This is a genomic window from Acinetobacter sp. AL9, assembly GCF_041464035.1.
GTDB classification, from domain to species: domain Bacteria; phylum Pseudomonadota; class Gammaproteobacteria; order Pseudomonadales; family Moraxellaceae; genus Acinetobacter; species Acinetobacter towneri.
Map to the genome: position 1 here is coordinate 15,596 of NZ_JAYFSK010000013.1, position 22,793 is coordinate 38,388.

Annotated in this window: 25 protein-coding genes; 21 read left to right on the forward strand and 4 right to left on the reverse strand. The window is 41.3% G+C overall.

All coding sequences use genetic code 11. From position 1 onward, the window contains the following. Positions 1 to 40 precede the first annotated feature (40 nt). The 7 genes from ACEO2X_RS04745 to ACEO2X_RS04775 all read left to right on the forward strand — a co-directional run bounded on the left by ACEO2X_RS04745 (position 41) and on the right by ACEO2X_RS04775 (position 7,204). Entirely contained in the window at positions 41 to 1,048 is a 1,008-nt protein-coding gene (locus ACEO2X_RS04745) for a sulfate ABC transporter substrate-binding protein (RefSeq protein WP_371971141.1), read from the forward strand. 306 nt (positions 1,049 to 1,354) lie between these two features. Further along, positions 1,355 to 1,960 carry an alpha/beta hydrolase gene (locus tag ACEO2X_RS04750; protein ID WP_371971142.1) on the forward strand — a complete coding sequence of 202 codons (606 nt, stop codon included), beginning with the start codon at positions 1,355 to 1,357 and terminating at the stop codon, positions 1,958 to 1,960. 87 nt (positions 1,961 to 2,047) lie between these two features. After that, on the forward strand, positions 2,048 to 2,881 hold the full coding sequence (gene cysT / locus ACEO2X_RS04755; protein WP_004971748.1) for a sulfate ABC transporter permease subunit CysT: 834 nt from the start codon (positions 2,048 to 2,050) through the stop codon (positions 2,879 to 2,881). Continuing rightward, positions 2,878 to 3,771: a sulfate ABC transporter permease subunit CysW gene (gene cysW / locus ACEO2X_RS04760; RefSeq protein WP_096901108.1), complete on the forward strand. Its 894-nt coding sequence runs from the start codon at positions 2,878 to 2,880 to the stop codon at positions 3,769 to 3,771. The genes cysT and cysW overlap by 4 nt, the downstream gene beginning before the upstream one ends. A gap of 11 nt (positions 3,772 to 3,782) precedes the next feature. Then, the gene (locus ACEO2X_RS04765) at positions 3,783 to 4,844 is read left to right on the forward strand and encodes a sulfate/molybdate ABC transporter ATP-binding protein (RefSeq protein ID WP_154320896.1); all 1,062 of its coding nucleotides are present in this window, start codon (positions 3,783 to 3,785) and stop codon (positions 4,842 to 4,844) included. A gap of 52 nt (positions 4,845 to 4,896) precedes the next feature. Continuing rightward, positions 4,897 to 5,820, forward strand: a complete 924-nt coding sequence (locus tag ACEO2X_RS04770; protein ID WP_178318841.1) for a CysB family HTH-type transcriptional regulator — start codon at positions 4,897 to 4,899, stop codon at positions 5,818 to 5,820. A gap of 187 nt (positions 5,821 to 6,007) precedes the next feature. Continuing rightward, positions 6,008 to 7,204 carry an outer membrane protein transport protein gene (locus ACEO2X_RS04775; protein ID WP_179989037.1) on the forward strand — a complete coding sequence of 399 codons (1,197 nt, stop codon included), beginning with the start codon at positions 6,008 to 6,010 and terminating at the stop codon, positions 7,202 to 7,204. 55 nt (positions 7,205 to 7,259) lie between these two features. On the opposite strand, the gene carO is transcribed toward ACEO2X_RS04775, so the two are convergent. After that, positions 7,260 to 8,006 carry an ornithine uptake porin CarO gene (gene carO / locus ACEO2X_RS04780; protein WP_179989038.1) on the reverse strand — a complete coding sequence of 249 codons (747 nt, stop codon included), beginning with the start codon at positions 8,004 to 8,006 and terminating at the stop codon, positions 7,260 to 7,262. A 299-nt stretch (positions 8,007 to 8,305) separates the two neighbouring features. On the opposite strand from carO, the gene dapD reads away from it, so the two are divergent. The 5 genes from dapD to ACEO2X_RS04805 all read left to right on the forward strand — a co-directional run bounded on the left by dapD (position 8,306) and on the right by ACEO2X_RS04805 (position 11,626). Further along, positions 8,306 to 9,127 carry a 2,3,4,5-tetrahydropyridine-2,6-dicarboxylate N-succinyltransferase gene (gene dapD / locus ACEO2X_RS04785; RefSeq protein WP_004971762.1) on the forward strand — a complete coding sequence of 274 codons (822 nt, stop codon included), beginning with the start codon at positions 8,306 to 8,308 and terminating at the stop codon, positions 9,125 to 9,127. A gap of 80 nt (positions 9,128 to 9,207) precedes the next feature. Further along, positions 9,208 to 9,918: a 7-carboxy-7-deazaguanine synthase QueE gene (gene queE, locus ACEO2X_RS04790; RefSeq protein ID WP_136144777.1), complete on the forward strand. Its 711-nt coding sequence runs from the start codon at positions 9,208 to 9,210 to the stop codon at positions 9,916 to 9,918. An 89-nt stretch (positions 9,919 to 10,007) separates the two neighbouring features. Beyond that, positions 10,008 to 10,679, forward strand: coding sequence for a 7-cyano-7-deazaguanine synthase QueC (gene queC / locus ACEO2X_RS04795; protein WP_136144778.1), 672 nt, complete (start codon positions 10,008 to 10,010; stop codon positions 10,677 to 10,679). A gap of 13 nt (positions 10,680 to 10,692) precedes the next feature. Beyond that, the gene (locus tag ACEO2X_RS04800) at positions 10,693 to 11,097 is read left to right on the forward strand and encodes a hypothetical protein (RefSeq protein WP_004971768.1); all 405 of its coding nucleotides are present in this window, start codon (positions 10,693 to 10,695) and stop codon (positions 11,095 to 11,097) included. A gap of 70 nt (positions 11,098 to 11,167) precedes the next feature. Further along, entirely contained in the window at positions 11,168 to 11,626 is a 459-nt protein-coding gene (locus tag ACEO2X_RS04805) for a peroxiredoxin (protein ID WP_096901114.1), read from the forward strand. Positions 11,627 to 11,692: 66 nt separating this feature from the next. Here the strand turns inward: ACEO2X_RS04805 and ACEO2X_RS04810 are convergent, their stop codons facing one another. After that, a complete protein-coding gene (locus ACEO2X_RS04810) occupies positions 11,693 to 12,277 on the reverse strand; it encodes a nicotinate-nicotinamide nucleotide adenylyltransferase (RefSeq protein WP_371971143.1) in 585 nt (194 codons plus the stop codon). A gap of 411 nt (positions 12,278 to 12,688) precedes the next feature. Between ACEO2X_RS04810 and ACEO2X_RS04815 the strand changes: the two genes are divergently transcribed. Then, the gene (locus tag ACEO2X_RS04815; RefSeq protein WP_096901116.1) at positions 12,689 to 13,489 is read left to right on the forward strand and encodes an enoyl-CoA hydratase-related protein; all 801 of its coding nucleotides are present in this window, start codon (positions 12,689 to 12,691) and stop codon (positions 13,487 to 13,489) included. Between the two features lie 149 nt (positions 13,490 to 13,638). Continuing rightward, entirely contained in the window at positions 13,639 to 14,415 is a 777-nt protein-coding gene (locus ACEO2X_RS04820; RefSeq protein ID WP_371971144.1) for a nitroreductase family protein, read from the forward strand. Between the two features lie 541 nt (positions 14,416 to 14,956). Here ACEO2X_RS04820 and ACEO2X_RS04825 read toward each other — a convergent pair. Beyond that, positions 14,957 to 15,274, reverse strand: coding sequence for an NGG1p interacting factor NIF3 (locus ACEO2X_RS04825; protein WP_167845893.1), 318 nt, complete (start codon positions 15,272 to 15,274; stop codon positions 14,957 to 14,959). Between the two features lie 263 nt (positions 15,275 to 15,537). Between ACEO2X_RS04825 and ACEO2X_RS04830 the strand changes: the two genes are divergently transcribed. From ACEO2X_RS04830 to ruvB, 3 genes are all read left to right on the forward strand, one after another. After that, positions 15,538 to 16,878 (forward strand): deoxyguanosinetriphosphate triphosphohydrolase, encoded by a 1,341-nt coding sequence (locus tag ACEO2X_RS04830; RefSeq protein WP_096901119.1) that lies wholly within the window; start codon positions 15,538 to 15,540, stop codon positions 16,876 to 16,878. Positions 16,879 to 17,007: 129 nt separating this feature from the next. Further along, complete coding sequence (ruvA, locus tag ACEO2X_RS04835; RefSeq protein ID WP_371971145.1) at positions 17,008 to 17,610, forward strand: Holliday junction branch migration protein RuvA; 603 nt, start codon at positions 17,008 to 17,010, stop codon at positions 17,608 to 17,610. A gap of 242 nt (positions 17,611 to 17,852) precedes the next feature. Then, positions 17,853 to 18,860 carry a Holliday junction branch migration DNA helicase RuvB gene (gene ruvB, locus ACEO2X_RS04840; protein ID WP_096901121.1) on the forward strand — a complete coding sequence of 336 codons (1,008 nt, stop codon included), beginning with the start codon at positions 17,853 to 17,855 and terminating at the stop codon, positions 18,858 to 18,860. Positions 18,861 to 18,942: 82 nt separating this feature from the next. On the opposite strand, the gene ACEO2X_RS04845 is transcribed toward ruvB, so the two are convergent. Beyond that, complete coding sequence (locus ACEO2X_RS04845; RefSeq protein ID WP_004971789.1) at positions 18,943 to 19,521, reverse strand: hypothetical protein; 579 nt, start codon at positions 19,519 to 19,521, stop codon at positions 18,943 to 18,945. Positions 19,522 to 19,749: 228 nt separating this feature from the next. Between ACEO2X_RS04845 and ybgC the strand changes: the two genes are divergently transcribed. From ybgC to tolA, 4 genes are read left to right on the forward strand one after another with little or no spacing between them, the layout of a single operon-like run. After that, entirely contained in the window at positions 19,750 to 20,157 is a 408-nt protein-coding gene (ybgC, locus tag ACEO2X_RS04850) for a tol-pal system-associated acyl-CoA thioesterase (protein WP_004971791.1), read from the forward strand. Between the two features lie 26 nt (positions 20,158 to 20,183). After that, a complete protein-coding gene (tolQ, locus tag ACEO2X_RS04855) occupies positions 20,184 to 20,882 on the forward strand; it encodes a protein TolQ (protein WP_096901122.1) in 699 nt (232 codons plus the stop codon). After that, on the forward strand, positions 20,882 to 21,334 hold the full coding sequence (gene tolR, locus ACEO2X_RS04860) for a protein TolR (protein WP_096901123.1): 453 nt from the start codon (positions 20,882 to 20,884) through the stop codon (positions 21,332 to 21,334). The genes tolQ and tolR overlap by 1 nt, the downstream gene beginning before the upstream one ends. Positions 21,335 to 21,337: 3 nt before the next feature. After that, the gene (gene tolA / locus ACEO2X_RS04865; protein WP_096901124.1) at positions 21,338 to 22,693 is read left to right on the forward strand and encodes a cell envelope integrity protein TolA; all 1,356 of its coding nucleotides are present in this window, start codon (positions 21,338 to 21,340) and stop codon (positions 22,691 to 22,693) included. Positions 22,694 to 22,793 lie beyond the last annotated feature (100 nt).

The window sequence follows — 22,793 nt, forward strand, 5'->3', positions numbered from 1 at the left end:
TTGCCTCATTCAACAACAGATTTAATACCTGAGGTCAAACATGAACTTTACAAAACTGAAAATTGGACTACTGGCGGCAGTACTTTCGGCAACAACCTTGAGCGTTTCTGCAAAAGACTTTCTGAATGTTTCCTACGATCCAACCCGTGAATTATACGATAACTTTAACAAAGATTTTGGTGCGTACTGGAAAAAAGCCACCGGGCAAAACATTAACTTTAAACAATCACATGGCGGTTCGGGCAAACAGGCACGTGCGGTGATTGATGGTCTAGGTGCCGATGTCGTGACTTTGGCACTGGCTGCCGATATTGATGAAATTGCCAAACGCGGTCTATTACCCAAAGACTGGCAAAAGAAATTTCCGCACAACTCGACCCCTTATACATCCACAATTGTATTTTTAGTGCGTAAAGGCAATCCGAAAGCGATTCAAGATTGGGGCGATTTGGTCAAACCTGGTGTGGAAATCATTACTCCAAATCCAAAAACATCTGGCGGTGCACGCTGGAACTATTTGGCAGCGTGGGCATGGGCAAAACATCAACCTGCGGGCAATGATGCTAAAGCGCAAGAGTTTGTTCGCCAAATTTATAAACAAACCAAAGTATTGGATTCAGGCGCACGTGGCTCAACCACCACTTTTGCAGAACGTGGCATTGGTGATGTTTTGTTAGCTTGGGAAAATGAAGCCTATTTAGCCGTGCGTGAACAACCAGGCAAATTTGAAATCATCACCCCATCCTTATCCATTTTGGCTGAACCACCTGTGGCAATTGTAGAGAAAAATGTGCAAAAAGATGGTAATCAACACTTAGCCAAAGCTTATTTAAACTATCTCTATTCACCTGCGGGTCAAAATATTGCTGCAAAGCATTATTATCGACCACGTAATGCTAAGGTATTGGGACAATATAAGTCGCAATTTAAACCCTTAAAACTCGTGACCATTGATCAAGAGTTTGGTGGATGGAGCAAAGTTCAGAAACAACACTTTGAAAATGGCGGTATTTTTGATCAGATTGTCAAAGCCAACCAAACCAAATAATGCTGAAAGACAAATCATACTGAAGTGATAGTAAAAAACACTCTCATTGAGAAATGCGGGTGTTTTTATACATACAACCTTATATCTTTTTTATTCATATAAAATTCATTTTTAATTATTTTTTTTGCATAGAAACTCTAGTTATCCTTGTTGCAGATTATTTAAAACATGAATTTTACAGCATTATCTTACTGAGTTTTGAATCCAAGTGATTACATCCATAACTGGAATAGGATGGCTTCAATTCACATTTAAGCGTTATTTAGATCATCATTTTTAGTTTGAAATATGCGAAGGAGCATCGACATGATTCATACCGTAATTGTTCCAGGTGTAGGTGGCAGTGAATATGCGCACTGGCAATCTTGGTTACAACGACAACTCATGTCTTGCTCGCGTGTACAACAGTCAGACTGGAATAGCCCAATTTTACAGAACTGGGTTGCTGAATTTGTCAAAACAGTTGCCCCGATTCAGAACGATATTCAAATTGTGGCGCACAGCTTTGGTTGTCTGACCACAGTGGCAGCCTTAGCACAGCAACCTAAATTGCAGGCGAAAATTAAAAATGTGGTTTTGGTTGCACCTGCTAACCCTGCCCGTTTTGGTGAATCTGGTTTTGCACAACACAGCCAAAGCAATTATTCGGCTTATTTTCAGCAACTTAAATTGGCTGTACCGACACGCTTATTGATCAGTGAAAATGACCCGTGGCTAAGTTTTGCAGATGCACAGGCACTTGCCCAAGCATGGCAATTAACACCGATTAATTTAGGACAAATGGGTCATATTAATGTTGCATCAGGCTTTGGGGCATTTCCTGAAATTTATGATTATTTGATTGCAGAAAATATGCAATCACATATCAGTATTTCTGATAACAACAAGTATTTATTCAAATTTGCAATTTAATCTTCGCAAATTATGCTTGTGCCGAATTTATCTTTTACTTTTATCTGTTTGTTTTCAAACACTCATTCTCTCTTTTGAGGAGTCATCATGTCGCAGCGATCCAAAGTGCTGCCAGGATTTGGTCTTTCTCTAGGCTTTACCCTAGCGTATTTATCCTTAATTGTTCTTATTCCCTTATCGGCTGTATTTATTAAATCGCTGGGTATCGGTTGGGATGGTTTATGGGAAATTTTAAGTTCAGAACGTATCCAAAAATCTTTGCAACTCAGTTTTAGCGCTGCGCTCATTGCAGCCTTTATTAATGTCGTCTTCGGCTTATTATTGGCATGGTGTTTGGTCAGATACAGCTTTCCGGGCAAACGTATTATAGATTCTTTGGTCGATTTACCTTTTGCATTGCCTACTGCAGTTGCGGGTATTGCCCTGACTTCTTTATACGCACCGACTGGCTGGATTGGACAATATTTAGAACCATTAGGCATTAAAGTCGCGTATACCCCTATCGGGATTACCCTTGCCCTGATTTTTATTGGTATTCCATTTGTTGTGCGTACCGTGCAACCCGTACTCAGTGACTTAGAAACCGAGTTGGAAGAAGCAGCATCTGCGCTAGGGGCTAACCGCTTTCAAATTGTCACCAAAGTGATTTTCCCTATTTTATTGCCTGCACTGATTACAGGTTTTGCCCTCGCATTTGCGCGTGGCGTAGGTGAATATGGCTCGGTGATATTCATTGCAGGTAACCAACCATTTAAAACTGAAATTGCACCCTTAATGATTATTTCTCGTTTAGAAGAATATGACTACGCAGGTGCAACCACAATTGCTGTGGTGATGTTGCTGATTTCTTTTGTCATGCTGTTCTTAATTAACTTATTACAAGCATGGGCAAGTCGTCGCACAGGGAGAACTGCACGATGAGTTTAAATACCAACAGCAATGCTTTGGCTGAAAAACTACAATCACGCGATGCAACACGTGAACCGACTTGGGTACGCTATACCCTGATTGCAATTGCCTTCATTTTCTTCTTAAGCTGTCTGATTTTGCCGCTGATTTTGGTTTTTGTAGAAGCCTTTAAACAAGGCATTGGTGTCTATGCACAAGCATTGGTGCATCCTGACACTTTATCGGCAGTGAAATTAACCTTACTCACTGCAGCCATTGCCGTACCTTTAAACGTGGTATTTGGTATTGCCGCAGCGTGGTCAGTGGCGAAATTCAATTTCCGTGGTAAGTCGATTCTCACCACCTTAATTGATATGCCTTTTTCAGTTTCTCCTGTCATTGCAGGTTTAATGCTAGTCCTGATTTTTGGTACACAAGGTTGGATGGGCGGCTGGTTGATGGAACACGACATCAAAGTTTTATATGCCGTACCTGCAATTGTGATTGCCACCATCTTCATTACTGTACCTTTTGTGGCGCGTGAATTGATTCCTTTAATGGAAGCGCAAGGCACAGAGGAAGAAGAAGCTGCGATTGTATTAGGTGCATCGGGTTGGCAGACCTTCTGGAAAGTCACTTTGCCAAATATAAAATGGGGTTTAATTTACGGCGTGATTCTGTGTAATGCCCGCGCAATGGGTGAGTTTGGCGCGGTATCTGTGGTATCGGGGCATATTCGCGGAGAAACCAACACCCTACCGCTGCACGTCGAAATTCTCTATAACGAATATACCTTTAGTGCTGCGTTTGCGGTGTCCTCTCTCTTGGCACTTCTCGCGATTGTGACCCTGATTTTAAAAACTTGGGTTGAAATTCGCCAAGAAAAGCAAAACCAACGCAATGAAGATTCAACTGTTTCTTAAGGAATGACCGCATGAGTATTCAAGTTAAAAATATTGAAAAAAATTTTGGTGCATTCCATGCACTTAAAGACATCTCCCTCGATTTTCCAGATGGTCAATTGGTAGCACTGCTTGGGCCTTCAGGCTGTGGTAAAACCACCTTGTTGCGTATTATTGCGGGGCTAGAATCGGCAGATCGTGGGCAAGTGATTTTAGAAGGTCAGGACGCAACCAAAGTGCATGTACGCGAACGTCAAGTCGGTTTCGTTTTCCAGCACTATGCCCTATTCCGCCACATGACCGTATTTGACAATATCGCGTTTGGTTTACGGGTACGTCCACGTGCAACCCGACCTTCAGAAGCTGAGATTAAAAAACGTGTTATGCGTTTGCTCGACTTGGTACAGTTAAGCTTTTTAGCAGACCGTTATCCTGCGCAGTTATCGGGTGGACAACGTCAACGTATTGCTTTGGCACGTGCCTTAGCGGTAGAACCACGCGTATTGTTATTGGATGAACCTTTTGGTGCGCTTGATGCCAAAGTGCGTAAAGAATTACGTCGTTGGTTAAGAACTTTGCATGATGAATTACACATCACTTCAATTTTCGTGACCCACGATCAGGAAGAAGCACTCGAAGTTGCCGATCAAATTATTGTCATGAACAAAGGTAATGTCGAACAAATTGGTTCACCGCGTGAAGTGTATGAACAGCCTGCAACTCCGTTTGTATTTGACTTCTTAGGTCAAGCCAACCGTTTTGAAGGACAACATCATCAAGGGATTGTGCAAATTGGTGAAGATCGCGTACAACTTCTCAATCAACCGAATGCGCCTCAAGGCAAAGTGATTGCATTTGCACGTCCAGATGAGTTGCATATTCATGCCCAACCACAGGAAAATACCATTCAAGCGACCTTCTTACGTGAGGTTTGGATTGCTGGTAAAGTAGTTGCAGAATTGCAAGATCGTCAAGGGAATTTGATTGAAATTGCACTCACCGCAGATGAAGCGAAACTGCACCAATTCCGCCCAAATCAAACGGTTTGGTTAAGTGTAATCACTTTACATTTATTTGAAAATCAAGTCGCATAAGGACATCAAGATGGAGCCTAACCCGCTCCATCCTTTTTAGGGTTGCACCACTATGAATTTCCAACAACTTAGAATTATTAGAGAAACCGTTCGGCAAAACTTTAATTTAACCGAAGCGTCTGCAGCACTATACACCTCTCAATCGGGCGTGAGTAAGCACATTAAAGACCTTGAAGATGAGCTTGGTGTGCAGCTTTTTGTGCGCAAAGGCAAACGTCTACTAGGTTTAACCGAGCCAGGACAAGCTTTGCTGAGTATTGTCGAACGCATGTTGGTTGATGCAGATAACATTAAACGCCTTGCCGATGACTTTAATAAAGTCGATGAAGGCACGCTCACCATTGCGACTACACATACCCAAGCGCGTTATGTGCTGCCGCCTATTGTGAATTTGTTTAAAAAAGAATTCCCTAAAGTACATTTGATTTTGCAACAAGCCAGCCCTGTAGAAATTGCCGAAATGCTGCTGCAAGGTGAAGCCGATATTGGTATTGCAACTGAATCTCTAACCACTGAAGAGAACTTAGCAAGTGTGCCTTATTATGACTGGTGTCACAGCATTATTACCCCACAAGATCATCCTTTAGCCAGTAAAACTGAGATCAGCCTGACCGATTTGGCAGAATATCCAATCATCACTTATCACGGCGGCTTTACGGGACGTTCTAAAATTGACAAAGCATTTACCGATGCAGGAATTGATGTCAATATCGTCATGTCTGCACTTGATGCAGATGTCATTAAAACCTATGTTGAATTGGGCATGGGCGTAGGTGTGGTGAACAATGTGGCATACGATGCAGAACGTGATTACCGCCTAAAACAAATCCAGACTGATATTTTTGGGGTAAACACCACGTGGATTGCGGTTCGCAAAGGACACTTACTACGTGGTTACGGCTATGAGTTTATTTCTTTATGTGCACCGAATGCCGATATTAAAGCTTTAAAACGTATCGCCTATCCTGAAGAATAAAACAATAATGCATAAGAGAGCCTAGGCTCTCTTTTAGTTCTCTGGCAAAATTCTTGCTGATCTAAATGCCTAGAAATAATCAAAATAATGATTTTAATTTATCAGAAACATGAATAAAATATAATCAACAATAAAAAACGTAATTTGATTTTAAACACAATTCTATAATTTAGACCAAGGACGTAACATGAAATTTCACATTTTTGTTGGATTGCTGTGTGTCCTGCCGCTAGGTTATGCCTCTGCTGCCGCTTTAGAACGTAGCGGTCAATCGGTACATGCATTATTTGAAAAAGGAAATTATGCGGAAGTCGCTTTGCTACACGTGGATACCAATATTTCAGGTCAGGTACAGCATCAACAAAATATTGCCGAATTAGGCGTTCAAGATTTTTCAACAGGCAATTTAGTCAATAATCAACACTTCATCCAAGCTGCATTAAAATTACAACCACATCCACAAATTTCTGTGGCGTTATTATTTGACCAACCTTATTTTGTTGATGTGGATTATCACTATAGTCCTATTCTTTCAGGCGAACCTTTACCTATAGAAAATGCAGATATTAAGTTTGACTCAAGAAATATTACAGCGCTTATTGGCTATCAACCCACACAACATTGGAACCTCTTTACAGGTCTGAGTTACCAGTCATTTTCAGGTGATCTGAAAATTGGTACACAAGTTGACTATACCTTTTTTGATTATCACGTACATTTTCCAAAAGACCATGCGTGGGGTTGGTTGGCAGGTGTAAGCTACCAAATTCCTGAATATGCATTTAATACAGCAATTACCTATCGCTCTAAAATCAAGCACAGTACCAATGCAAGCGAAAGTATTTGGGGATTTCCTTTAGAGATTGCACCACAACAAGCAACTGAAATTCAGACACCTGAATCGGTGAATTTAGATTTTCACACAGGTTTACCTGCACAAAATTTTCTGTATGGATCATTGCGATGGGTCAATTGGCAATATTTTAAAATTCAACCCACTCAATTTGCAGCAATTCTGCAATCTGAAGGACTAGGTAATCAGTTCAACCTGATTGATTATCAAAAGAATCAATGGTCTACGCGTTTGGGTTTTGCCCATCAATGGTCACCCAAGTGGATCACTGCGGTGGAAGGATTATGGGATTCTGGTGCAGGTAATCCTGCCTCAAGTTTAAACCCTGTAGATGGTTATGTTGGTGTTGGTACGGGCGCAGTTTATCACTTTAACCCCAAAACGTTTATGATTGCAGGTCTGCATTATTTGCACTTTACCAAGCCAGACACGGTACAACCACAGTCATTGATCACTCAAATTTCAAGTTTTTCTTCACTCGAACAACGTGAGGCTTGGGTTTATCACTTGAAATTAGCACATCGCTTTTAAGACACAAAAACGAGCCGAAGCTCGTTTTTTAAGGTTTAGCTAAAACTAATGGATATTACCAGTGGTAACTTACACCTAGTTTCGCTACTGGCATCCATTCGTATTTGTCATCATTGGCAATTTTTCGCTCTTCAGCACGTAAGGCATCTTGGAAGTCTTGACCGCCAGTCAAAGCATCACCACTACCTGTTAAAGATACTTTTGGATTACCTGTATAATATGCACCAACCTCACCAAACACGCCCCAGTTATTGTTAATCTTTGGAGCAAAACCTAAACCTAAGTAAGGTGCGATGTCATTTTTATATTCCATATGACCTTTAATATCGACACCATTGCCATTTTGATCAGCGATAAAGTTAGTATTATTTACTTTAAAGGCCTCACCTGGTTGAACACGACGCTCAAGACCATAATCATTGTCTAAATAAGCTACACCCGCAGCTACATAAACACCTTGTGCCCAACGGTTAGCACTTGCACCCCATGGACGAAGTTCAGCATTTAAATAAACGTTGTTGTTATCCATATCTAGGTCATATTCAGAACCATCAATTTTGACATCATCCGACCAAGAAATATCACCACCGTTATAACCCAGTGCTAAACCCACATACGGGTTTGCAGTCCAAAGCAATGCACCACCATAACCAGTTGTACCTACTTCAGCACGTACACCTGTTGGAATTAATTGGTTACGATCAAACGCATAGCCATCTTTTACCACAGCTGTATCTGCCATTGCAGAACCTGCAACTGCTGCCAATACCGAAGCGGCTAAAATTGTATGTAAAGTTTTCATTGTGTTTCTCCTCAAACTAAAACTTTTTGAATTTTCATTCGTGTTTGTCATGAGAAAACTATAGAGCATGTTGCGGTCAGCTTTTATGCAAAATTTACCCCGTTTTTGTTATTTTTTGATACAAATTTATTCTTATTGTTTATTGCAAAAGCATTTATTTTCAAAACTTCAACAATTTAGCGCGCAACTTAACTTGTTTATCTTACTAAGGATAAATTCCAATCTGTTCCAATTTTTATCTATTCCTCACTCAATATAGTGTAAAATCTTTGGAAAATTTTTTTCTGGTAAGAACATCGATGTCTCAGCTTTCAACAATCATTGAACAAGCATTTGAAGACCGCGCTAATTTCAGCGCTGCAGATTGTCCCGCTGAAATTCGTCAGGCAGTTGAACAAGCAATTGCAGGTTTAGATAACGGCACATTACGCGTTGCTGAAAAAATTAATGGTGAGTGGATCGTTCACCAATGGTTAAAAAAGGCAGTTTTGTTATCTTTTAAACTCAATGATAACAAGCCAATTGAATCTTGCGATTTGCGTTTCTACGACAAAGTAGACACGAAATTTACAGGTTGGACTGACGAGCAATTCAAACAAGCAGGTGTGCGTGTTGTACCGCCAGCAGTTGCACGTAAAGGTTCATTCCAAGCCAAAAATGTGGTGTTAATGCCATCTTATGTCAATATTGGCGCTTATGTAGATGAAGGCACCATGGTTGATACATGGGCAACTGTAGGTTCATGTGCACAAATTGGTAAAAACGTGCATTTATCGGGTGGTGTAGGTATTGGTGGTGTACTTGAGCCACTTCAAGCAAACCCAACTATTATTGAAGACAACTGCTTCATTGGCGCACGTTCTGAAATTGTTGAAGGCGTGATTGTGGAAGAAGGTTCTGTCATTTCTATGGGCGTTTATATTGGTCAATCGACCAAAATTTATGACCGTGAAACTGGCGAAATCCATTATGGTCGTGTACCTGCAGGTTCGGTGGTAGTTTCTGGCAACCTGCCTTCTAAATGTGGCACTTATAGCTTGTATGCTGCTATCATTGTGAAGAAAGTAGATGCGAAAACCCGTGCAAAAACCAGTTTGAACGACTTATTACGCGAAGACTAAACTTTTTTTAGTTTTCTCCATCTCTACGGCCAGCAATGACCGTAGGGATTTTTGTTTTTTTACATACTGTGATGAATTTTATGAATACCCTCCGATCTTCCGCTATTCCTGTTTCTGATCCGTCTGCGGGTTTACGCATCACGGAGATTTTCTATTCATTGCAGGGCGAAGCCAATACATCGGGCTTGCCAACCGTGTTTATTCGTTTAACGGGTTGTCCATTGCGTTGCCATTACTGTGATACCACTTATTCTTTTGAAGGTGGCGAACGTCAATCTTTAGATGACATCATCCAAACCACGCTAGAATTTAAAACACCGTATGTATGTGTGACGGGCGGTGAACCTCTGGCTCAACCGAATGCACTGCCACTCATGCAACGCTTGGCAGATTTAGGTTGTGAAGTGTCTTTGGAAACCAGTGGAGCTTTAGATATTTCTAAAGTGGATAACCGTGTGTCGAAGGTGCTGGATTTAAAAACCCCTGCATCGGGTGAAATGTCACGCAACTTATTATCAAATTTAGATTTTTTAAACCCACATGATCAAATCAAATTTGTGATTTGCAATCATGACGATTATCTTTGGGCGAAGCAGCAAGTTGAGCAATATCAGTTGCATAAAAAAGTCGATACAGTGTGGTTCTCCCCTGCATTTGCTGTCGAAAAAGGTGCAGTCGCCTTGCCACAACTTGCACGTGATTTGGCACAGTGGATTTTAGCCGACCATCTCCCTGTTCGTTTCCAATTGCAATTACATAAATTGCTTTGGAATGATGAAACAGGTCGTTAATCTCCTCACGAATCCCCATTCGTATTGACGTCAATCTTCACACTTTTGCTCAAGTTCTATCGCTATATTTTAAAATTTGGAGTTCAATTATGCGCCCTCGTGCCATTGTATTGTTATCTGGTGGATTAGACTCAACCACGTGTTTGGCATGGGCACAAGCGCGTTATGAATGTATTGCACTTAGTTTTATGTATGGTCAACGCTCGACTACAGAGCTAGATGCTGCACGTGCCTTGACTAAAAATGCAGGCATTGAGCATCGTGTGATTAATATTGATTTAGGCAACTTGGGCGGTTCTGCCCTGACCGATCACAGCATTGAAGTACCTGATCATGAGCAAGAAGGTATTCCTGTGACTTATGTGCCTGCGCGTAATACCATCTTCCTGTCTTATGCTTTGGCAGCTGCCGAAGTTTTTGATGCAGAAGCAATTGTGATTGGTATTAATGCGGTAGATTATTCGGGCTATCCTGACTGTCGTCCTGAATTTATTGATGCTTTTGCCAATATGGCACGCTTGGCAACCAAAGTTGGCGTAGAAGGCAAACCGTTAAAATTTGAGACACCTTTGTTACATTTATCCAAAGCAAATATTATTCGCTTAGGTATTGAACATGGCGTAGACTATAGTCAAACGGTTTCTTGCTACCAAGCAGATGACCAAGGACGTGCTTGTGGTAAATGTGACAGCTGTCGCTTACGCAAACAAGGTTTTGCCGATGCCGGTGTTGCAGACCCAACGCGTTATATACCGTCATAACAAGGTAAAGTGTATGAAAAATTTAAAATCAAACATTATAGTTTCTGCGATTATGTCTGTTGCTGCATTATTCGCAACAACGACACACGCAAATAATGACAAGTTGCAACAAGCATATAAAAGCACCAATGTAAAAGCAGCTTTAATTAATGTTTGTAAAGAAGAAACTGCAAAAGGCAAAAAACTGACTACAGCTGAAGTAAGCAAATATTGTACTTGTGCAGTAGAAGCAGATGGTAAATTAACCAACGCTCAAAAATGGGAAATTCAAAGCGCAATTAACCAGAAAAAGAGCCCTGCGACTTTAGCTTTTGTACAAAAGCAAAATAAAGATTTGCAAACTTGTTTTGGTCCTCAGCTTACAGGTAAATTAAAAACCTTAACTGAAGAAGCAATGAAAGCGGCTGAGAAAAAATAATTTTTCTTAACAATTTCAACTAGCCACTTTATGTGGCTAGTTTTTTATGTGCATGATTTTGGAGAAAAATATGAGCACGACAATTCAATTACCAAATCAAGCTTTTCCTGCAACCACAGGCGAAGTCAATTTAACCGAACTTGGTACAGATTGGTTAGTGGTGTATTTTTACCCGAAAGATTCTACCCCAGGCTGCACCACACAAGCTGTCGATTTTACTGCGCTAAAGCCACAATTTGATGCGCTTAATACCACCATCATTGGCATTTCGCGCGACTCAGTCAAAGCCCATCAAAACTTTACCGAAAAACAATCTTTAGGCATCAACTTGATTAGCGATAAAGAAGAAGTATTGTGTCAGTTGTTTGATGTGATTAAAGAAAAAAATATGTATGGCAAAAAAGTTATGGGCATTGAACGCTCTACTTTTATTTTCCATCAAGGTCAATTACTGAAAGAATATCGTAAAGTCAAAGCTGCAGGACATGCCGAGCAAGTGCTTGCGGATTTAACCGCTTTACAGGCTTAATTTTCAGCCTCTAAAAAAACACAATGTTCTGGATGATTGAAAGCTTTTTCAATCATCCTTTTTCATTTAAAAACTGGATGATTCCGTCAAATTACTGCTGTCCTGCTGCTGGTATTTGTCTTGTAATTGACGATAAATTTCCGTGTTTTGAAATGCGGTTAAGAAATCAATTGTGCCTTGCGGGAAAAAATTAGGCTGTATTTCCCCACGATAATAAGCCTCACGTGCAGGCGTAGCAGACATGGCATCTTGCAAGCTGTCTAATTCTACCATCTCCCATTCAGGGAAAAACTTTAAATAATAAGACGAGTCATCTTTAAAATGCCCAATTAAACCAACACGATCTTGCGGTTGAATCAATTCACCGACTAAAGATTTGACTAGTTTTTGCCATTTTTCATCATTGTAGACATCTACGACATGCACAAACTTAATCCGTTCTTGCATCTCAGGTGAAAAGTTAGACAAAATCATCTGCTCACGTTCTTTGGCTAAAAACGGATTTTTTAAATTGCGCTCATTTTGTGCAGAACCTAATGCCAAAATCACATAATGACTACGTGCTAACGCAATTTGAATGGTTTGCAAATGCGCCAAATGAAATGGCTGAAAGCGGCCAATGAAAACCAAATAATCAAACGTATATTGCATAATAAATACGCCAATCCTAATTTTGATAACAACATGATGCTATCTGATACGCGGAAATGTCATCCACAACCTGCGTGGTATCAACTCATTATTGTTTTTGCAAGATAATAAATCAAAAACAATAATTGGGCAGGTTTCGTGGATGACAAATGGTTTTGCCTACTTTTGCCAAAACAAAAGTAGGTCGAACCGAAGGTTAATCCTAAAATAGAATTAATAGACGTTAAGATTCCGCCTTGCTTATTCATTTTTTAAATGAACAACCCCAAATTCTAAATATATTTCACATTGAATTAGGAACGCAAATCTCATCATTCACTAACTTTTTATGAACTCATGAGTTGTGCCAGCGCTGCGAATTTGCGACATAATGAGCCATAAATTCAAACCAATCAAAGCAAGGATAGTACGATGACACTGAGCTGTATTCAACAACCTCACCCACATTTGAATGCGAATTTAGACAATGGCGTACTGACTTTAGCCATCAACCGACCAGAAGCAAAAAACGCGCTGTATGGTGAATTGTATTTGTGGATTGCACAAGCCTTAGATGAAGCAGATCAGTCCAACGCAGTACGTTGTGTAATTTTACGTGGCACAGATGCAGATTTTAGTGCTGGCAATGACATGCAAGACTTTATGAAGTCTGCTGCACTTAAAGGACAACTACCTGCTGCCGAAGGCCCTCCATTCATCTTATTAAAATCTGCAGCTAAGTTTTCTAAACCGCTGATTGCAGCTGTACGTGGGGTGGCAATTGGCATTGGTGTCACAATTCTATTACATGCAGATTTGGTATATAGCGACAATACTGCCCTATTCCAAATTCCATTTGTGAGCTTGGGCTTATCGCCTGAAGGTGCATCAAGCAAACTTCTAGTAGAACAAGCAGGCTATCACAAAGCGGCTGAACTGTTGCTAACTGCACAAAAATTCAATAGCGAAACGGCATTATCGGCAAATTTAGTTAATAGCATTGAAACCGATGTCTATGCAACGGCGCAACAAAAAGCAGCACAATTGGCAGCTTTACCATTGGCATCACTTAAACAATCTAAAGCCCTCATGAAACATAATGTCAATGAAATTGTGGCGTGGATTGACCATGAAGCAGAGATTTTTATGCAACGTGTCGGCTCAGCAGAAATGATGGAAGCGGTGCAGGCCTTTATGCAAAAACGTAAACCTGATTTCAGCCAATTTAATTAAACGTTGTTTAACTGAAATGCGATTAAACTCATTTCAAGTAAACTAGACGTTTTAAACCACATTCATCTTGGCTGAATGTGGTTTTTTCTTTATTCGCCCCCATATTCTGCAATGAGCTGTCAATCATTAAAAAATTGAGGAAAATTGTAATGTCTAATCCAAATCCAGCCGATGTTAAAGCTGAAAAAAAAGAACGTTATTTTGAACCTGCACCACAAGATATTGATGTAGAAAACTTTAAAAAAGTCATTCAAAGCCGTCGTTCGGTGCGTAAATTTACCGACAAAACCATTCCTGCGGAAGTATTGGATGATTGTTTAGATATGGCTTTATTGGCACCAAACTCATCTAATTTACAACCATGGACTTTTGTCGTGGTGCAAAATCCTGCCAAGAAAAAACAACTGGTTAAAGCCTGCTTAGGACAACTCGCTGCTCGTACTGCAGCAGAGCTAATCGTGTGTATTGCACGTACAGACCGTGTTGATGAAATGGCAAAAAAGAATATCAGCGAGTTCCCTTTTCCTGAAGCACCTGCTTCAGTCAAAAAATATTACAAGTTTATTCCTTATAACTACATGACTGGCTACTTAAACGCATTAGGTAACTTTAAGAAAGTCGCTTTCAAAATTGCACGTAGTTTAGATAAACAATTACCTGTGACTGCATTTAACCCTGCAGATGCCAAACTTTGGGCAAGTAAAACTACAGCACTCGCCTGTGAAAATATGGTCTTGGCCCTTCGCGCACACGGTTTTGATAGCTGCATGATGGAAGGTTTTGATGAGCCGATGGTACGCAAACTCTTAAAACTGAATGATCAACAATTTCCAGTGATGGTGATTGCTGCAGGTGAACGTGCCGAAGATGGTGTCTTTTTCCCGCAATACCGTTTTGACCGTGACCTGTTTATTCAGAAAGTCTAGGGGCTGTTAACATTTCATAAATGGCTTGCACTGTAGGCTAAAACTGAGCAGATTAGGCATGAAACGCAAGGAATAGCGAGACTATTGCCAAGTTTCATAACGTAATCTGAGAAAGTTTTAGCCACATGAGCAAGAACAAAGCGCTGCTTTGTTTGCTGCGCAAGGGGACGAGCATATTTTTTGCTGCTATTGCGTTATGAGTCAGTCATTTAGAATAACTAAATTTCCTGCCCCATGCCTTATAGCAGCTAAAAAAACCTTGCGAGATATATCTCTCACGTCGCAAACATAGATGAAGTGTCAACAGACCCTAATATTTCAACTGTACTTTTAAAACCTAGCCACATTTCGACTCGTGACAAGGCGACAAGGATGTCGCCCGTTAGACTGTGGTACAGGACGTACCATCAGTCTAACAGAGGGCTTTTGTTACTTTTCGCCCGTGAAAAGTAAAATCTATCTACGCAACTTATATTTGCCCCAATCCATATATGAGTGATCGTACAATTCTATTTTTCTTTAAAAATTGGTATTTAAGTCTTTAAAAATTAATATCTAAAAGTTGCATAAACTCAAAGGCAGGCTCTTCGTAAGGATGACTTGCCTTGAGCGCTTTTGCGACTGCCTGAGCATTTTGCTCAGGTACAATAGTTTCCACGCGCCACTCGGCAACGTGTTCCAAAGCATCTAACTCGCCAACAAACGGATTTGCTCCTTTGACAGGCTTAAATTGCCCTGTGCCTAAAACCTGCCATGCACAATGTTCATAATTGCCAATTCCACCTGCACCCGCTGCAAAAACCGCCAGTTTAGTTTCTTCAAGATGAGATTCAGGCACATAGTAAATCAGTTTGAGCATATTTAAACTTCGCTATCCATTTCACAATTAATTAGAAATTAGCATAAAAATTTGAGCATTGTTGCTATTTTGGCAACCTATACGCATCATCCAATCCTCGATTTATATAGCCCCCAAAAAAAATTTAAAGTACGCTTCGCCACAAACTTATCCCCCATTTTGTATGAATTTAGATTTAAAAAGACAAGCCATGTCGCACGCCCCTAGAGCTTTTGTCATTTTTTTGGCATGATGCAAAACAAGCACATAGTGAATAATGATAAATGACTCAAATGCGTTGGTTAGAACTGCTTTCCACAGTTCGAATTGGTAGTAAAAAACAAAGTACAGAACAGGCGCGCAGCCCTTTTCATAAAGATTATGACCGTATTATTTTTTCGCAAAGTTTTAGACAGTTAAACCGTAAAACCCAAGTCCATCCATTGACTCAACACGATGGTATTCACACTCGCCTAACCCATTCTTTAGAAGTGTCTTGTATTGGACGTTCATTAGGGATGTTGGCTGCAGAAAAAATTAAAGACCACTTGCCTATGTGGATTTCCCCTGCCGATGTCGGTGCGATTATTCAAGCCGCATGCTTGGCACATGATATTGGCAATCCACCTTTCGGACATGCAGGCGAATACGCCATTCGTGAATGGTTTGATGATGCTTCACACGGCAATTTCCTCGCCAAACTTAGTGATGAAGAAGAAGCCGACGTACGTCAATTTGAAGGCAATGCGCAAGGTTTACGTCTACTCACCAAAATTGACTATCATCCAAATGATGGCGGCATGCGTTTAACCTATGCCACTTTAGGCGCTTATTTAAAATATCCGTGGCTCTCCAAAACCATTGCCGAACAAGGCAACCGCCCTGCCAATCAACGTGATAAATTTGGTTGTTACCAAGCTGAAAAAGAAATTCTCAAACAAATTGCAGAACAGCTTGGCCTGATTCAATTGGGCGATTATCACTATTGTCGTCATCCACTGACGTATTTATTGGAAGCGGCGGATGATATTTGCTATGCCTTAATTGATTTGGAAGATGGCATTATTTTAAACATGCTCAGCTATGAAGAAGTTGAACCGATCTTTTTAAACTTGATTGGTGACTACGGTATTCCAGCAGAACTGGCGATGGCACGTACCACATGGCAACAAAAAATTGCCGCTTTGCGTGGTCGGGTCATGAAGCGTTTGGTCGATGAAGTCACTACAGCATTTGCCAAACACCATTTGGAAATTCTGATGGGACAGCTCAAAGGCAGTCTTTTACAATATTGCTCGGCAGATATTGAAATTGGTATTAATTGCGCCAAAGACTTAGCCCGTGAGAAAATTTTCGAGCATCCACAAAAGGCAGGGCTGGAAATTATTGCGCATCAAAGTTTACAAAACATTTTGGATGCGTTTATTCCACTCACCACGCCACATAAAACCCTAAGTTTTAAAGAGCAGCGTTTAATGTCAATCTTGCAACGCTCAGGGGCAGATTTTGCGCATAATCACTATGACAATATTATGCAAGTCTTGGATATTATCTCTAAGTTTTCAGATCACCAAGCCTATAACTTATCGCAAGAATTACAAGGCAATAAGGTCGGCTTGCTGTAATGAATAATTTGCATATCAATACTTGTATATAAATAGTAGTAGGATTTAAGCGCAGATTTTGCCTTTTGTGAAAATGCGCTCTACTATGCGAACAGCAACTTATTTTAAATTAATCAGTGAATCACAAATATGATCGGATGTCTTATTGGCGAAGTATTGGCTTTAGAAGCACCAACCGTGTTACTGAATGTGAATGGTGTGGGCTATGAAATTGACACGCCACTCACCACATTTTGCCAATTACAAAAAGGGCAGAAAATTACCCTATGGACGCATTTAGCCGTGCGTGAAGATGCTCAATTGTTATATGGTTTTTTAGAAGCCCAAGAAAAAACCATTTTCCGAACCTTACTAAAAGTCAATGGTGTCGGCCCAAAAATGGCGCTAGGTATTTTATCAACCTTAAGCGTCGAGTTACTGATTCACACCGTAGAACATGAAGATATTAACACCCTGATTAAAGTGCCAGGTGTGGGCAAAAAAACCGCTGAACGCCTGATGATTGAATTGCGTGATCGCTTTAAAGCCATGTCCAACGAAGTCAGCAGCAGCAATTCCACTGCGACTCAAATCCAGTTTACAAGCAATTCTGCTGTTGCCGAAGCCGAAGCCGCTTTACAGTCTTTAGGTTATAAACCTGCCGAAGCACAAAAACTGATTAATGCAGTCAAGGCCGATTTTACCGAAGCCAGTGATATTATCCGTGCAGCATTAAAGTCGATGAATAAATAAAAGATGCCAACAAACCTAGCGTAAGTTCATCTTTCCAATATTGGATACATGACTGGCGACATGGATGTCGCCCGTTGAGTTGGGGTATAGGGATATACCCTCAACTCAATATAAGATTTTTGTTACTTTTGATCTTTCAAAAGTAAAATCATGCCTTCGCAAAGGCATTTAAACGCAACTCATACTTTGAGGCTGTGCATGCAGCATCAAAATGCCCAGCTCAAGAGATTAGTTAACACGATATGCAAGACCGTCTAATCAGTGGTTCTGAAAAACCCGAAGATCAAATTGATCGCGCCATTCGCCCCACTTCACTCGATGACTATATTGGGCAACCTGTAGTGCGTGAACAAATGGAAATTTTCATTGGTGCAGCCCGTGGACGCGCAGAAGCATTGGACCACACCCTGATTTTTGGACCACCAGGTTTAGGCAAAACCACACTCGCCAATATTATTGCCCGTGAAATGGGCGGCAACCTTAAATCTACTTCAGGGCCTGTCTTAGAACGCGCAGGCGATTTAGCCGCCATGCTGACCAATCTTGAAGAAGGTGATGTGTTATTTATTGATGAAATCCATCGTCTTTCACCTGTGATTGAAGAGATTTTGTATCCAGCGATGGAAGATTATCAACTGGACATCATGATTGGTGAAGGGCCTGCAGCACGCTCCATTAAACTGGACTTGCCACCATTTACCCTTGTCGCCGCTACCACACGTGCAGGCTTACTCACCTCACCGTTACGTGACCGTTTTGGTATTGTGCAGCGTTTGGAATTTTATTCGGTTGAAGATTTGACCCATATTGTCAAACGCTCGGCGAGTTTAATGGATGTGCCAATGACCGATGCAGGAGCTAATGAAGTCGCTCGTCGTTCGCGCGGTACACCACGTATTGCCAACCGATTATTGCGTCGCGTTCGTGACTATGCGCAGGTCAAAGGCACAGGTGAAGTCACGCAAGAGATGGCACAACGTGCGCTAGATATGCTGAATGTCGATAAAGATGGTTTAGATACCTTAGACCGTCGTTATTTATCAATGTTATTAGAGCGTTTTGATGGTGGGCCTACAGGTGTGGAAGCTTTGGCCGCTGCTATGGCTGAAGACTCTGGCACTTTGGAAGATGTAATTGAACCATACCTAATTCAACAAGGTTATGTAATGCGAACCGCTCGCGGGCGTATTGCCACCAATATGGCGTATTTACAATTTGGGATGACACCGCCAGAGCCAAAAGAAAAATAGCTCAAAGGAAAAAATAGCTTGAAGGGAGCTATCTCCCTTTAAGCTATTAAATATTTAGGTCAATTGGGTCTGTAGATAGACCCTAATTTTCAATAATACGCACATCTTCAACAAGCATTAATTCACACGCGCCCGCCCCTGTATCATGACGGCTTAAAGAACTGCGCCACTGCCACCCATCTGCGGCAGTAACTTCAACCAATTTACCTTTCAAATAAATCAAATCATCTTCATCAATCTGTTTTAACTGTGTCGCAATCGCGGGTGTGGCAGGAATTAAATGCGTATTAGCGCTCAAACTTGCAATCTCTTGCACAGGAATCGGTGGTGCTTGTTCATAACGCCAATGATACCAACGGTTGCTTTGACGAATAGACAACTGTTTATACACTTCAGGCTTGGCCATTTCGCCCCATCCCAAAGCAAAATCGACAGGGCTAAGTTCGGCTTCACGTCCAAAATTATAATTTTCACGTGACAATACCCGAAACTCACCTTCATAGGTTTCCAAAGCTTGAATGGTATAGTCTTTAAATTGATGCACTTGCTGCGATGACTGATAGGTTGTGCTATCCGCAATTCCTCCATCTGGCTGGAACAGCGTCATCCACAACAAATACAATATGGCAATTACCACAAAAAATTTAACTAAACGGCTCATGTGCTGCTCATTGGGGTGGATCATCTGCATGTATCAGGCAGGCAGCTAATTTTAACTTAAAAGCATGTTTGAAATCTTGTGCCATTGGACGAAGCGTTGAGAATGATAAACTGCCATGCTATACACAGCTTGACTTATAGCCCCGATTCACGTCAATTTCACAGACACGGCGTAAGCTATAAGTATTGCTTATCAAACAACTTTGCAACATTGAAGCGGAACATCATCATGGCGAATAAATTTGAATTTAAAATTCGTATCTATATGGAAGATACTGATGCAGGCGGCATTGTTTACCACGCCAACCATATTCGCTTTATGGAACGTACCCGTACCGAATGGCTTCGTGCATCGGGTGTTGATCATTATTGGCATCAACAAGATTACAACTTTGTCGTGCATAAAATTAATGTGAAATATTCACGTCCAATCTTAATGGATGACCTAATAACTGTTACAGCAAGTGTAGTTTCGTGTAAAGCGTCATCATTTGTATTGCAACAAAATATTTATCGTGGTGAAATCATGCTTGCATCTGGCGAGGTTGAATTGGCCTGTCTGGGTTCAGATATGAAACCACGTCGTCTACCAGATGAAATTCGTAGCCTTATTCTGAAAGAATTAGGACAAGATTAAAAAATGAATTGGCACATGTAGTAACTATGGCAACACAACTCGAATCATCTCTTCAAGTATCTGATCTTATTTTACAAGCAAGTCCTGTTGTTCAGCTGGTAATGCTCTCGCTGCTTTTAGCATCATTATACAGTTGGTATCTGATTGCCAAGTTACACATGAGCTATAAAAAAGCACAAGCAGATGATCAGCATTTCCAGAAAATCTTCTGGTCTGGTGCAGAACTGAATACGCTTTACAACAACGCACAGCTCAATTCAAAACGTGTCGGTTTGGAAGATATTTTCTATCAAGGCTTAGGGGAGTTTTTAAAACTCAAAAAACGCCAAGCACATGCTTCACAAACGATTGAAGGCACAGAGCGTATTTTACGTGTCGGTTTAAGCCGTGACCAAGCTCAACTTGAACAAGGCTTAGGTGCATTAGCCAGCATTGGTTCAGTTGCGCCATACGTGGGTTTATTTGGGACCGTCTGGGGTATTATGAATGCCTTTATTGGACTGGCAGATGTCGATCAAGTCACATTGGCAACAGTCGCACCTGGGATTGCCGAAGCCCTCATTGCCACAGCCATTGGTTTATTTGCTGCTATTCCTGCAGTACTTGCTTTTAACCATTACACCGCCAAAGGCGAAGCGATTTATTCTGATCGTGCTTTATTTGCCGAAGAAATGGTGGCTTTATTACAACGTCAATCTTTAGGCAATACTCAGGATCACGACTAATGGCCATTCAACGCTCAGGACGCTTCGAGCGCATTAAAAAACCCCTCAAAAGTGACATGAATGTAGTGCCTTATATTGATGTCATGTTGGTGTTATTGGTGATTTTTATGGTCACTGCACCAATGATTACCAGTGGGATTCAAGTCGATTTACCACAAGCCAATGGCAACCCAATTGAATCGAAAGATGCTTATGCTTTGGTAACTTTAAATAAAGATGGGCGATACTTCCTGAAATATAAAGATGTTGGTTCTAACCAACCTATTTCACTTGAAGAACTTACAACGATACTCACTCAAGCTCAGGAACAGGCTAAGACTGAAAACAAAGAGTTTAGAGTAATTATTGAAGGCGACAAATCACGCTCTTATGGTGAAGTTATGTCACTGATGAACACACTTCAAAACACAGGTTTAACCCAAGTTGGATTGCTGACCGAGCCTTTAAAGTAACTTATGAAAGATTTTAAAAAGCCACCTTTTCAACAAAAAGCCATCGCGATTGGGTTCACCGTAGGTATCCACCTTGTCGCAGTGGTTGGCTTGCTTTATTTGGGCATGAGTAAAGTACCTGAGCCACCTAAGCCCATTAAAACAGTACTGATTAAACCCGAAGATTTAAAACCTTTATTAGAAACTGAATCTGCTGAAACGACACATGAAAATGTAGCAGAGCAAATTACTCAAACTGCTGAACCTGCGCTTGAACCTGCACCTGTCATGCCGACACCTGCAGCAGCCCCTACACCGCCCGCGCCTCAAGTTGATACACAAAAAGCTGCACAAGCAGCAGAGGCTCAAGCACGTGCAGAACGACAAGCTACTGAAGCCAAACAAATTGCCGAGCGACAAAAATTAGAAGCAGAACGCTTAAAAGCTCAACAAGCACGCGCTGAAGAACGAGCTCAACGAGAAGCTGACGCCAAAGCAAAAGCCCAAGCCGATGCCAAAGCACGTGCTGAAGCAGATACTGTACGTCGTAAAGAAGCCGAAGCCCTGAAAAAAGCAGAAGCTGCAGAGAGACGTCAACTCGAAGCCAATGCAGCAGTAAAACGCAAAGCTGAAGCAGATGCAAAAGCTAAGGCAGATGCTGAGGCAAAGCGTAAAGCTGATGCCGATGCAAAACGTAAAGCTGCAGCTGATGCTAAAGCCAAAGCTGATGCCGACGCAAAACGTAAGGCTGACGCAGATGCAAAAGCCAAAGCTGATGCCGACGCAAAACGTAAGGCTGACGCAGATGCAAAAGCCAAAGCTGATGCCGATGCAAAACGTAAAGCTGCAGCTGATGCTAAAGCCAAAGCTGATGCCGACGCAAAACGTAAAGCTGACGCAGATGCAAAAGCCAAGGCAGATGCCGATGCAAAACGTAAAGCTGCTGCAGACGCGAAAGCCAAGGCAGATGCTGATGCAAAACGTAAAGCTGACGCAGATGCAAAAGCCAAAGCTGATGCCGAAGCGAAGGCGCGTGCCGACGCTGAAGCCAAAGCTTCAGCTGCCAAAAAAGCTGCAGAAGAAGCCGCTCAGAAAAAGGCCGAAGTAAGACGCATTGCATCCACCGCTAAACGTGATTTTGAAAATAAAATTAGACGAGCATGGGATACCCCAGCAGGTTCTTCAGGTCAACGTGCAACTGCTCGTGTGACTTTAAGTGACAGTGGCGCAGTTCAGTCTGTCGTGGTTAACTCTAGCGACCCTGATATGAAAGCAAGTGTAGAGGCTGCTGTTCGTGCTGCAGCACCTTATCCGATGCCATCAGACCCAGAGGCACGACGTGAAGCACGTAGCTTCACCTCTACCTTTACAGCGCAATAAGTTACAAGTTAGCCGAATAACATCTATTCGGCTAACTCCTTCTCAAAATATTCGTGAGTATAAATAAATTTAAATTTTCACAGTGTTATAACAGTTTTAT

What these genes read in the sequence shown, in the direction of transcription:
- ACEO2X_RS04745 (WP_371971141.1), top strand. Translation starts at nt 41, where the DNA reads ATGAACTTTACAAAACTGAAAATTGGACTACTGGCGGCAGTACTTTCG.
- ACEO2X_RS04750 (WP_371971142.1), top strand. Translation starts at nt 1,355, where the DNA reads ATGATTCATACCGTAATTGTTCCAGGTGTAGGTGGCAGTGAATATGCG.
- cysT (WP_004971748.1), top strand. Translation starts at nt 2,048, where the DNA reads ATGTCGCAGCGATCCAAAGTGCTGCCAGGATTTGGTCTTTCTCTAGGC.
- cysW (WP_096901108.1), top strand. Translation starts at nt 2,878, where the DNA reads ATGAGTTTAAATACCAACAGCAATGCTTTGGCTGAAAAACTACAATCA.
- ACEO2X_RS04765 (WP_154320896.1), top strand. Translation starts at nt 3,783, where the DNA reads ATGAGTATTCAAGTTAAAAATATTGAAAAAAATTTTGGTGCATTCCAT.
- ACEO2X_RS04770 (WP_178318841.1), top strand. Translation starts at nt 4,897, where the DNA reads ATGAATTTCCAACAACTTAGAATTATTAGAGAAACCGTTCGGCAAAAC.
- ACEO2X_RS04775 (WP_179989037.1), top strand. Translation starts at nt 6,008, where the DNA reads ATGAAATTTCACATTTTTGTTGGATTGCTGTGTGTCCTGCCGCTAGGT.
- carO (WP_179989038.1), bottom strand. Translation starts at nt 8,006, where the DNA reads ATGAAAACTTTACATACAATTTTAGCCGCTTCGGTATTGGCAGCAGTT.
- dapD (WP_004971762.1), top strand. Translation starts at nt 8,306, where the DNA reads ATGTCTCAGCTTTCAACAATCATTGAACAAGCATTTGAAGACCGCGCT.
- queE (WP_136144777.1), top strand. Translation starts at nt 9,208, where the DNA reads ATGAATACCCTCCGATCTTCCGCTATTCCTGTTTCTGATCCGTCTGCG.
- queC (WP_136144778.1), top strand. Translation starts at nt 10,008, where the DNA reads ATGCGCCCTCGTGCCATTGTATTGTTATCTGGTGGATTAGACTCAACC.
- ACEO2X_RS04800 (WP_004971768.1), top strand. Translation starts at nt 10,693, where the DNA reads ATGAAAAATTTAAAATCAAACATTATAGTTTCTGCGATTATGTCTGTT.
- ACEO2X_RS04805 (WP_096901114.1), top strand. Translation starts at nt 11,168, where the DNA reads ATGAGCACGACAATTCAATTACCAAATCAAGCTTTTCCTGCAACCACA.
- ACEO2X_RS04810 (WP_371971143.1), bottom strand. Translation starts at nt 12,277, where the DNA reads ATGCAATATACGTTTGATTATTTGGTTTTCATTGGCCGCTTTCAGCCA.
- ACEO2X_RS04815 (WP_096901116.1), top strand. Translation starts at nt 12,689, where the DNA reads ATGACACTGAGCTGTATTCAACAACCTCACCCACATTTGAATGCGAAT.
- ACEO2X_RS04820 (WP_371971144.1), top strand. Translation starts at nt 13,639, where the DNA reads ATGTCTAATCCAAATCCAGCCGATGTTAAAGCTGAAAAAAAAGAACGT.
- ACEO2X_RS04825 (WP_167845893.1), bottom strand. Translation starts at nt 15,274, where the DNA reads ATGCTCAAACTGATTTACTATGTGCCTGAATCTCATCTTGAAGAAACT.
- ACEO2X_RS04830 (WP_096901119.1), top strand. Translation starts at nt 15,538, where the DNA reads ATGACTCAAATGCGTTGGTTAGAACTGCTTTCCACAGTTCGAATTGGT.
- ruvA (WP_371971145.1), top strand. Translation starts at nt 17,008, where the DNA reads ATGATCGGATGTCTTATTGGCGAAGTATTGGCTTTAGAAGCACCAACC.
- ruvB (WP_096901121.1), top strand. Translation starts at nt 17,853, where the DNA reads ATGCAAGACCGTCTAATCAGTGGTTCTGAAAAACCCGAAGATCAAATT.
- ACEO2X_RS04845 (WP_004971789.1), bottom strand. Translation starts at nt 19,521, where the DNA reads ATGAGCCGTTTAGTTAAATTTTTTGTGGTAATTGCCATATTGTATTTG.
- ybgC (WP_004971791.1), top strand. Translation starts at nt 19,750, where the DNA reads ATGGCGAATAAATTTGAATTTAAAATTCGTATCTATATGGAAGATACT.
- tolQ (WP_096901122.1), top strand. Translation starts at nt 20,184, where the DNA reads ATGGCAACACAACTCGAATCATCTCTTCAAGTATCTGATCTTATTTTA.
- tolR (WP_096901123.1), top strand. Translation starts at nt 20,882, where the DNA reads ATGGCCATTCAACGCTCAGGACGCTTCGAGCGCATTAAAAAACCCCTC.
- tolA (WP_096901124.1), top strand. Translation starts at nt 21,338, where the DNA reads ATGAAAGATTTTAAAAAGCCACCTTTTCAACAAAAAGCCATCGCGATT.